Source organism: Paenibacillus sp. BJ-4 (genome assembly GCF_020404765.1).
Classification (GTDB): domain Bacteria; phylum Bacillota; class Bacilli; order Paenibacillales; family Paenibacillaceae; genus Paenibacillus.
Genome location: NZ_JAIVEM010000163.1, coordinates 77,973 through 88,314 on the forward strand (window position 1 = coordinate 77,973; position 10,342 = coordinate 88,314).

The 10,342-nt window shown below is 44.5% G+C and carries 8 protein-coding genes; all 8 read right to left on the reverse strand.

The features are described from left to right. Positions 1–3 precede the first annotated feature (3 nt). A complete protein-coding gene (locus LCF57_RS24455) occupies positions 4–915 on the reverse strand; it encodes a serine/threonine protein kinase (RefSeq protein ID WP_226002980.1) in 912 nt (303 codons plus the stop codon). 178 nt (positions 916–1,093) lie between these two features. Beyond that, the gene (locus tag LCF57_RS24460; protein ID WP_226002981.1) at positions 1,094–2,359 is read right to left on the reverse strand and encodes an OFA family MFS transporter; all 1,266 of its coding nucleotides are present in this window, start codon (positions 2,357–2,359) and stop codon (positions 1,094–1,096) included. A 192-nt stretch (positions 2,360–2,551) separates the two neighbouring features. Further along, positions 2,552–3,316: a LytR/AlgR family response regulator transcription factor gene (locus LCF57_RS24465; protein ID WP_226002982.1), complete on the reverse strand. Its 765-nt coding sequence runs from the start codon at positions 3,314–3,316 to the stop codon at positions 2,552–2,554. Beyond that, positions 3,313–4,974, reverse strand: coding sequence for a sensor histidine kinase (locus tag LCF57_RS24470; RefSeq protein ID WP_318840793.1), 1,662 nt, complete (start codon positions 4,972–4,974; stop codon positions 3,313–3,315). Before LCF57_RS24470 ends, LCF57_RS24465 begins: the two co-directional genes overlap by 4 nt. A gap of 46 nt (positions 4,975–5,020) precedes the next feature. Beyond that, positions 5,021–5,269 (reverse strand): hypothetical protein, encoded by a 249-nt coding sequence (locus LCF57_RS24475; protein ID WP_226002983.1) that lies wholly within the window; start codon positions 5,267–5,269, stop codon positions 5,021–5,023. Between the two features lie 451 nt (positions 5,270–5,720). Beyond that, positions 5,721–7,475 carry a hypothetical protein gene (locus tag LCF57_RS24480; RefSeq protein WP_226002984.1) on the reverse strand — a complete coding sequence of 585 codons (1,755 nt, stop codon included), beginning with the start codon at positions 7,473–7,475 and terminating at the stop codon, positions 5,721–5,723. A 592-nt stretch (positions 7,476–8,067) separates the two neighbouring features. Further along, positions 8,068–8,709: a 50S ribosomal protein L25 gene (locus tag LCF57_RS24485; RefSeq protein WP_226002985.1), complete on the reverse strand. Its 642-nt coding sequence runs from the start codon at positions 8,707–8,709 to the stop codon at positions 8,068–8,070. Between the two features lie 212 nt (positions 8,710–8,921). Continuing rightward, positions 8,922–10,025 carry an IS200/IS605 family element RNA-guided endonuclease TnpB gene (tnpB, locus tag LCF57_RS24490; protein WP_226002986.1) on the reverse strand — a complete coding sequence of 368 codons (1,104 nt, stop codon included), beginning with the start codon at positions 10,023–10,025 and terminating at the stop codon, positions 8,922–8,924. Positions 10,026–10,342 lie beyond the last annotated feature (317 nt).

A 10,342-nucleotide genomic window follows, 5' to 3' on the forward strand; every position in this document is an offset into this window, starting at 1 on the left:
CGATTAATGAATCGTAAGAGTGCGGCGCTTCCCTTTTTTTATCCAATATTCCGCACGTAGTGCGGCTTTAAACCATCTGAGTGAGCGACAACGTTTGTTAGCCTGTACCTCCAGACCACGCCGAATCACATACGGCAGCAGGGAAATCCCTGCATTTTCGATCCGAATCCGGTCGGTCCGATCTGCAAACAACCTGCCCGGCACATCCGGTGGTGGTGATCCTTGTCGGCAATAATACAGCGTGGCGGCCAAGCTATAAATATCCGATACAGGTCCCTGCTGCGAGCGGTTAGAATAAAACTCCAGCGGAGAGTAGCCTGCCGTGGTGAAGATCGGATGCTCCTTGCCTTCAAAATGCACAGCTGAACCGAAATCAAGCAGCTTAATGCTGCCATTTTCCCCAATCATAATGTTGCCAGGCTTAATATCACGGTGAATAATGCCCTTATCGTGAATGTACTCCATGGCATCAACTAAAGACAGCAACGCCTGGTACATAAAAGCAGGATCGGACATGAGCGCAGACTCTTCTTGCATTACCCTATCCAGCGTCTTGCCCGCACAGTATTCCATGACTAGATAGGCAGTTCCATTTTCCTCAAAATGATCTATATAACCGACAATCCCCGGATGGCTTAGTTCCTTGAGCATTTGCCCTTCACGCAAAAAATAATGCATAAACTCCACGTATTTGAATTGCATAGATGCACTGCAAGTCACCGTTTTTCGATCCGATCCCCGCAAAGCGAGCGCATTCGGAAAAAACTCCTTAACAATGACCTTTTCTCGATTATCCAACAGCCTTGCCGTATACACGATGGCCAGCTCACTGCGGGACAAGGCGCTTCGAATTTGATATGTATTTCGCAGCTTCGTATTGCGGGCAAGCAGATTCCCGCTTGTATCCACGATCATGACTCGTCCTCCTGTCAGGTTCTTAGCTTATGTCTTTTGTATATATCGGCTTATTACATATCTTTTCATTATACCGTAAAATAGATTGATAGAAAAACAAATAGCCTGCCAACATTTCCCTCAGAGAAATGATGACAGGTCTTTTGGCATTCATCTGGTCCTTTATTCTCAATCCCTATTAACCCAGCTTCGTTTCGGGCTTCATGCCGCGCAAGGTATGAGGATGTTTCTTGCGTTGACTGCGCAAATTGCCCTGATCCGGTTTGCTTTGATCCGGAGTACGAATCGTCAGCGCAATCAGGAACGATACGACACACAGCACCGCAATGGTGGTAAAGGTCGGGATGAAGCCGCCAAGTAAGGCTGCAATAAAAGATCCCGCCAGTGCACCGAGGCCAAAGCCCTGATACACGATACCATAGTTTTTACTCTGATTTTTCAGGCCGAAGAAATCAGCCACGATGGCTGGAAAAACTGTAATGTTGCCGCCAAAGCAGAAAGCAATTCCTGCTACACAAGCAAAGAACAAACCATAGTTCAACGGTACCAGACTAAGCACTGTAACCGCGATCGCTGTTGCCAGCAACGCACCCGCTACCACTTTCAGACGACCGACCCTATCCGATAGCGCACCTAATATGATCCGACCCGCTGTGTTGAAAATAGCGACCATTGCGACCGCATTAGCGGCTGTTGCTACATCCAGCCCGGCCATCCGTACGCCGATATCCTTGACGACTCCGATCAGGTACAATCCACTCATACAAGCAGTAAAGAACATCACGAACAGCAGATATGCCTGCTTGGTGCGCAGCATCTCTTTCACGGTGTAATCTCGCTGCGGCATACCCGCATTTTGTACCGAAGGCTTATTTACAACTACGGCCTCACGTACCAGGAAGGAACCGCCCACAATCATGATTAATACGATCATACCCCAATACAGAAATGCCTGCGATACGCCAACGGATTGAATCAGCGAACCGTTAATATATTTGAATATAAGACTGCCTGTTCCGTATGCCCCAACCGAAATACCGGAAATAAGTCCTTTTTTCTCAGGAAACCATTTGATCAAATTCGACAGTGATGTAATATATGCCGTACCGTCCGCAAAGCCTACAACAACACCCGCTAAAATGTACAGCAGGGACAGGGAGGTTACCTGTGAGCTGAGCATTAACCCGGCTCCTAACACGACGCCTGCACATAAAATCAGACGACGCAGTCCCCATTTATCCTGCAGCTTACCTGCAAACAATGTAGCAAATGCCAGCGCAAAGCTGGTAATCGAAAAGGTAATGGCGACCGAACTAAGGTTCCAGCCAAAGCGGTCCACCAGCGGTTGATTAAACAAGCTCCAAGTGTAAATCGTTCCAAGTCCCATCTGGACAATAATCGTTCCAAGCACGACCAGCAGGCGATTTCCGCTGTTAGTTTTCATATAAATCTCCTCTTTTCATTCCGGCTCTTATAGCGTCAATTTGTCATCATGATAACCGGGAATCCGGTACGCACCTGCGCCATTGGAGGAGCAAGTCTGTAAGGATTCTCTCTACATGGATCATTATAACGTCGTATGTTGGCCAGAATTCATTTGAGGAATGAAATGCACATATAGCGGAATGAAATGCCTTTATAGTCGCATAATTTGCCGAAATTCCTTGGCCTTGCTTCGACTTACCGGAACCTCCGCTTCGAGGCCGCGCAAACGCAGGAGATACGTATGATTGAACCAAGGCACAATTTCACGAATCTGCGACAGATTCACCGTGTAGGAACGGTGACAACGGAAAAAGTCCTGCTGCGGCAAGCGGGCATGAAATTCCGAGATGCTCATCGGCATCGTATATTCCTCATGCCTTGTAAATACGCGGGTTACTTTTTCCTGTGCACACGCATAGTAAATATCGCTCGCATCGGTCACAATAATTTTGTCGTTTTTCAGCAGATTAATGCGGCCCGAAGCGCTGACTGTACTTGCTTCAGCAGTTCGAGGCTGTGCAGGTGGGGCCGTATCTAGTGATTGGGCATTCCGCTGCTCATAGGCATTTTCCAGCTTGCGCAGCATGGCGGCGATCCGTTTTTCATCATACGGCTTGAGAATGTAGTCGAATGCCTCCAGTTCAAAGGCCTGTGCCGCATGTTCTTTATAGGCGGTCGTAAAAATAATATAAGGCTTTTTGGCAAATTTGCTAATATTCTGAGCCAGCAGCATCCCGTCCAGCGAGGGAATATTTATATCCAGAAAGATGGCGTCCGTCTCCTGCTCCTGCAAAAACCGGAATACATCCAGTCCGTCCTCGAAGCTATTCGTCACCTCAATGCTGCTATGCGTCTGAATAAGATACTCCAACTCTTCGCGCGCCGGAATTTCGTCTTCTACAATTATGGCCTTCATGACTTCTCCTTTGGTATGTCAAAATAAACTTCGGTACCCGGCTTATGCTTGAGAATAATAACTCCTTCCCCGTACATCAGCTTGAGTCGTCTGTGCACATTGTACAAGCCTATTTGTTTGGCCGGAACCCGGTCATGATACAGATTATCCACAACTTCATCGCGTATACCCACCCCGGTATCTGCTACAGAAATCCGTACCTTTGCTCCCCGATCCTTTACGGAAATCGTAACTGTACCCGGCCCCTTTTTCTTCAGTATCCCATGATTAATCGCATTTTCAACCAAGGGCTGGATAATAAGGCTTGGAATCTGCACAGACACCTCATCCATCATATATTCCACCTGAAGCCGATTGCCGAAGCGCGCTTTTTCAATTTCCACATAGTCAGAGACCTGCTGAAGCTCCTTATGAATTTCGATCAGATCATCATTGAGCTCCAAATTATAACGCAGGTAGCCCGACAAATTAATGATCAGCTCTCGCGCCTTATCCGGCTTGGTGCGTGTAGTCGAGGCAATCGCGTTCAGCGCGTTGAACAAGAAATGAGGATTTATTTTGGTCTGCAACGCCTTCAATTCGGCTTTGTTCGCGGCTTCTTTAATTTGCTCCACACGCGACACTTCCATTAACGTGGAAATGATTTGCGACAAACCAATCGCCATCGTCTGCAACGGATACGTGATTTTATACGCTTTACGGTAATAAATTTTCAGGGTTCCGGTTACCTCCCCCCGCTCCTCTAACGGAATAATGAGCAGAGACTGGATTTGAGGCGTTTTATCATCTGCTATATGGTTGCGAATCGTGATTTTACCGCTGCGGATCGTCGATTTGGTCACATCGCTAATGATTTCGTCACCAATGTGATACCGTTCCTCGCCAAAACCAACATAGGCCAGCACATTTCGAGTATCCGTAATCGCAACCGCATCTGCCCTGATATCCTCTTTTATGATTGAACAAATCGTATGCAGGGATTCCGCATTAATAGAACGAAAATAAGGCAACGTCTTGTTGGCAATATCCAGTGCGAGCTTGGCCTGTCTGGCCGCGATATTTTCCTTTTCTCCCTCGACACTCTGGATCAACAGGACGATTAAGCCGATACTGACTTCCCCGATAATCATTGGCAGTCCGATCTTGGAAACGATATCCAGACCCAGCTCGTACGGTTGTGCCATCACCAGAATCAGCAGCATCGTTAATGCTTCACAAATCATTCCTGCGGCAATGCCGACCAGCCATCTTTTGGAACGGTTAACTCGGCGCCCAATGTAACCTGATCCCACACCTGCCAGAATACTGGTAATCAAACATGGAATGGAGGTCACTCCCCCGATATCAATCAGATAACGGTGGATACCCGATACAATACCTGTAATGATTCCAACCCACGGTCCAAACAAAATACCGCCCGCCATAATCGCAATGATACGAACATTCACAAGCGAGCCTTCGACTTCAATCCCGGTGTACGTGCCGAACAGTGCAAACATACAAAAAATCAACGTTAGCAAAGTCAGCTCTCCCGGAGAATGGCTGTTCTTTTGCAAGGTTTCCTTAAACCGCGGGATACGGGTGATAAAAAATAAACAAATCAGCAGCAACGCTGCGCGCTCAAATAGCTGCATCAGCATTTCCAAAAAGGCGTTCACATCTGTTCCCCCTCAAATAAAAACGGACATGCCTACATATGTTTTGTTATCGTGTACGTCGCTCATACACACCATATCCGAGTATCAGCAAGCCACATACGAATAAAATAATAACAAATACATTGTCAGTAAAACCCGGCATAACTGGTTCGGAAATAACAACGCCCGAACCTTTCAATTTAACTGGAACGAAATCAGCAGCCCACTGAACTATGGACATAAAACGCTCCATCGTATATAACACTCCACCACCCAGTAGGCTCAACACACCAACTAACAAATATTTAAACTCCAAGGTAATATCCCCCTATCCAACATTGAAACTGCCACAAATTATACCATCAGTTTCCAAGTAAATATAGCAAAACCGGGGATTACCGCTTGATCAGGATACTCCCCGGCTTATCTAGCCCTAGAATATGTTGTTCGGTTATCTGCCTATTGAATTTATGACACAAAGATTCCCCCTTTTTTTACATGATTTCAGTTGGATTAGCCCAATCTTGCTGTCATTATCCTTGAATGGCATAAACTTTGTTTCATTTTCTTGGCAAGTGATACACTCTCATGTAAATAATGAGTAAAAATACTCGTTACTAGTAGTTGCAAAACACCTTTGATTTCGAGCTTTGCGTCACTTATCCATATTATTAACTGCTTTCCTCATTTCTTCATCTGTTAAATGAGTATAAATCATCGTGTTGAAGCACATCGGCTAACTTCTACCTGGCCGCTTAGTTTGTGGCCTATATATCCTTAGCTACGATAGTAACGCCGGACGAAAAAGTAGGTGCGTAGGTTGCGTTCTCTACGACGCTCCCGACTACCTTAACAGATGCCGTTCTGCCGCCCGCGCAATTTACTAACCTCTGCCCTCCGGTACCCTTGAACGTCACACCCATCATAATAAGGTTGGTGTTGCTGTAAGTCATACCCGCGGTGCTTATATTATTAAGTACGATTGATGTATTCGTTATCTCGCTATTTACAAGCTTTATTGTGTCGACGGGAGTAGTAGCTGTGATTAATCGGGGGATGTCAGTCTGCATGTGTATATTTTCCAAAATGATGTTCTTTTGAATGGGCGGTGTTGCATTTGGGTAGTAACTACGGGAGTAGTTGTCCTTGTCAAGGTGGAGACTAACTGCGACGGGTCTGTTTTTCTGTAGGTAGATGTTTTGCAGGTGAATATTTCTACAACCTGCCGTATAGGTAACATCGTCCTGTATCATCACCCATTTAATATTACCGTCGAGAGTGACCGTCCCGTTTACGTGTGTAGGTGCCGTCATTGATGTGTACTTAGTGCCGTCGGGATTCGCGACTACTCGGTATAATCGCCCATTACTTACCACCGTGTCTGACTTTTGTAGCTCCATGCCGGAAAACCAATCAACCCAAGCGCCGGCGAGGACACGTAAGAAGTATCCAGTCGTAGATGCAGCGGCTAAATCGTAGCAATTTTCTATTAAGCCATTCTCGATCCAACCAAGCTGTGGATTTCCTGTATCGTAGTCATGCCCGTTTAACGCTATAGGATCATCGTACGTTTTAAATTTTCCATCACGGACTACGAAATTACTGCCTCTACCAAAGTGTACCGCGTCCTTGCCTCCCTCTACTCGTATCTTGTCTATGATCACATCCTCGAAGGTGCATATCTGTACGCAATAACTATAGGATAGGAGGTCGAGACATTCGAAGTTTTCGATTGAGAGATTTTTAACATAGAAAAAAGAGATTTGACCTCTCAACCCCGTAATTAAGTCTGAGCCCGCAGTGGATTCTTTACCGTTACATATTAGCTTTAAACCTCTTATTACGATGTTTTTGTTGTAACTACGAGTAAATGCACCCTTATTGACGAGTACGTACCCGTTTGATGTGGTGCGCCTTAAAAAGACACCTGGACCAAAATTTAGAGTGACGTTGTCCCCGATCTTTATCGCTCTGTCGATATCGTAGATGCCTGGCTGTTCTACCCTTATCATGCCTCCCGCATCAACGGCCCTTTGTAGTGCAACCGCGTTAGTTGCCGCGTCATTACTTGGCATAAATCCAAATTTAAGTGCGCTAGGTATAAATATAGGTTCTGTCGTAGTTGTGACGTCTACGGCGTAGACTTGATAAGATGTTTTGCTTGTATCAGCAACTACAATTCTTACAAAGTAAACGTCATCATCGACCGTGTAATAATTAATATCAAACGCAGCTTGCCGTAGCATCTGCTTCGCCGCGTTGTATAAATTAACCCTGTACATAATTGTGTTATTTTCTAGCCTGAGTCTCTTCACCTTCGACACGTCGATGTATCCGGATCTATAACTATTCGTAACACTCGTCTCCATACCAGCGCTGGTCAGTCCACCCAATGCCCAATTGGAAGGTATCGGGGTGGTAATCTCCTCAGCTACCTTAGTGGTAGTTTGACCTATTATCTCGCCTACTTTAGCGTCTGCTTTCCTCGCAATCGTTCGGGCCACCGTGTCTTTTATCGTCATTTAGCCAACACTCCCATTAGATACCCGGACGTAACCGCTAAACGGATATCTTGCAATTAGTTCAGTTGAAGCATACTCACGTGTTTTTGCCATAATATTTAACCTCCAAAGTTTTTTGGTTTCACTCGAGTTGAGAGCTGCGCGCTTTAATTGCTCTTCATTTATAGGGTAATTAACATGGTTATTTAACAACCTAAACGAAGAATCTTTTATATAATCTTCTGTTGTCTTGCATTCATAGAGACAGTGCAGGAAAAAATCCGGCTGCCGAAGATTAAAGTAACATGTTAAAAGTGTTGAATGATGGATCGGCTCTTAGTTGGACAGAAAATATAAGGGCCAGTAGAACGAGCAGATAAGAAGAAGGGACGGAAAAAGTGCGCTCATAGGAGTTGTTCAGTTTTGTGTTGACAATCCAGAGTTAAGAATTACATATTGAAGTGCACTTATTGAATAGTACCTATTGAATAATTTTATTATCACCACAGGCTAAAAAAATGATTTTAAGACAAAAAAAGAAACCCCCGAGGGAGCTCCTTTATTATTTATTAATAGGTAATGCGATTATAGAGGTTTGCAACGAGCAATAAGACTAGGCTTCCTTGTTTTCCGAAGCCTCTCCGGCGCCTCCAGTTGCCGCCGCATCACCTTCCACAGCAGCATTTTCTACTTCAGCCGCACGCGAGACAATGATAGAAGCAAGCAGCTCTTCTCCAGGGACGTGGAGTGTTACTCCTTTTGGAAGCTTCAAATCGCCTGCGCTGATCTTGTCACCAACCTCCAATGCGGATACATCGACCTCAATGGTAGATGGCAAATCGGCGGGAAGCCCCTCGACTTCGACTTCCGTTTCCTGAACTTGCAAAATACCACCTTTTTTTGTACCTGCAGGGGTTCCTTGATAATCAATAGAAACACGCACGCGAAGCGGCTTGTTTTTGGAAATCTTCAAAAAATCGGCATGCAGCCATTGGTTGTCACGCTGTTGATAATCTTTAATAATAACCGGAATCGTCTCTTTGCCCTCTATTGCAAGATTAAATACCTCTGAACGTCCGGTTCTGACGACTCTATTAAATTCCTTGGCATCGACATGTACAGGGATTCCTTCAAGCTCAGAGCCGTAAACCACAGCTGGAATCCGTCCTTTTGACCTCAAGCCACGAATGGCCGAACCCTTCTTCTCTGTTCTTGGCTGGGCGGTTAGTTGAATACTTCCTCCATTAGAACTCATGATATACAACCTCCTTCAGGTTATCTTACCAAAGATTTTCTCCAAGAATCTTAGCTGCTAACAAGTCCATAAATCTATTTTACCCCTTTTTTCTGAAACTGACACACGTTTGCTTGAACCTCTCATGGCTAAAGTCACAAGATTCCTAAGTACGGAAACCTATCGGTTTCTAATTAAGTAGGCTATCCCCGTAGTTCCTACGGTTACTGCACTTATGCAGACTGTAGTCTTTTGCCTTCGGCAAGGATATTTTTACTTGCATTTACATCTCTGTCATGGGCAGTTTCGCATGATGGGCAAGTCCATTCACGCAAGTTCAGATTCTTTACTTCTTTGTTTTGATATCCACAACACGAACAAAGCTGAGAGGAAGCAAATGTTTTGCCTACTGCAATGACAGTCCGCCCAAACCAGCCAGCTTTATATTCGAGCATGGTTCTGAATTCATACCAAGACACTTCACTAATCGCTTTGGCCAGTTTGTGGTTTTTCATCATGTTAGATACTTGCAAATCTTCAATCGCAATGAGGTCGTGGTTTTTGACAATATGCGTTGAAATCTTTTGCAAGTAATCTGTTCTTGCATTCACAATACGTTCATGGATTCGAGCAACCTTCATTCGCTGTTGATTCCAGTTAGCCGAGCCTTTCACACGTCTGGATAAGATACGTTGCTCACGAATGAGTTTTTGCTCCATATTCCGTAGGAATTTTGGATTCTCAAACACTTCACCGTTAGATAGAATAGCGAGATCTTTTAATCCAACGTCAATCCCGACTTCCTGGTTTGTTTTTGGCCATGATTGTACATCTGTTTCTACCAACAACGATACAAAATATTTGCCAGAAGGATTGTGTCTGATTGCAGCCGACAGGATACGACCTTCCACCTCTCTTGATTTTGCAAAACGAACAAGACCTAGCTTCGGAAGTTTGATTTTGTTTCCGTCAATCGCAATGTTCCCGTTGGTGTATTTCGTTGTATAGGACTGAACCTTGTTCTTTTTCGACTTGAAACGAGGTGCATTGCTTTGCTTCTTGAAAAATCGTGAGTACGCATCGGCAAGATTCTTTACAGACGACTGTATGGCGATGCTATCTACTTCTTTGAGCCATGGCCATTCTTTTTTCAGATTCGGCAGTTCAGAAGAGCATACTCCGTATGTTAAGCCTTTACCTGTTAGTTTGTACGTATCGTTCCACTTCGACAAGAAGTGGTTGAACACAAAACGACTGCAACCAATGGTCTTATGAATCAGCATTTCCTGCTCCTTGGTTGGGTAGATACGGAATTTGTATGCTTTGTTTACTAACATATGTTTCACCTCACTTTCTGATTTTGAAAATCACCTTCCTAATAGCTTCTTTTTTAACTGGGGAACTCCTTCAATCCTAGGATAACATATGTTAAAAAGTTCAATCTATTACTCTTCAATATCAGTGTTTTCGTTAATTATAAAAAAATAGCATTTCTCGAAATCATCGAAAAATGCTATATCAAAATGCTATTTTAGAGTAACCGGGGCAACTATATAAGTTGAACTAAAGAAACAACTGACTAGAACCTGACACAGAGACGGTCAATGATCGTCAAAGGAAATTTCATAATCTCTTCCATGAATTGTTGTACGTT

Excerpts from the sequence above, each read along its gene's own strand:
- LCF57_RS24480 (WP_226002984.1), bottom strand. The coding sequence starts at position 7,475 with ATGACGATAAAAGACACGGTGGCCCGAACGATTGCGAGGAAAGCAGAC.
- LCF57_RS24465 (WP_226002982.1), bottom strand. The coding sequence starts at position 3,316 with ATGAAGGCCATAATTGTAGAAGACGAAATTCCGGCGCGCGAAGAGTTG.
- LCF57_RS24460 (WP_226002981.1), bottom strand. The coding sequence starts at position 2,359 with ATGAAAACTAACAGCGGAAATCGCCTGCTGGTCGTGCTTGGAACGATT.
- LCF57_RS24485 (WP_226002985.1), bottom strand. The coding sequence starts at position 8,709 with ATGAGTTCTAATGGAGGAAGTATTCAACTAACCGCCCAGCCAAGAACA.
- tnpB (WP_226002986.1), bottom strand. The coding sequence starts at position 10,025 with ATGTTAGTAAACAAAGCATACAAATTCCGTATCTACCCAACCAAGGAG.
- LCF57_RS24455 (WP_226002980.1), bottom strand. The coding sequence starts at position 915 with ATGATCGTGGATACAAGCGGGAATCTGCTTGCCCGCAATACGAAGCTG.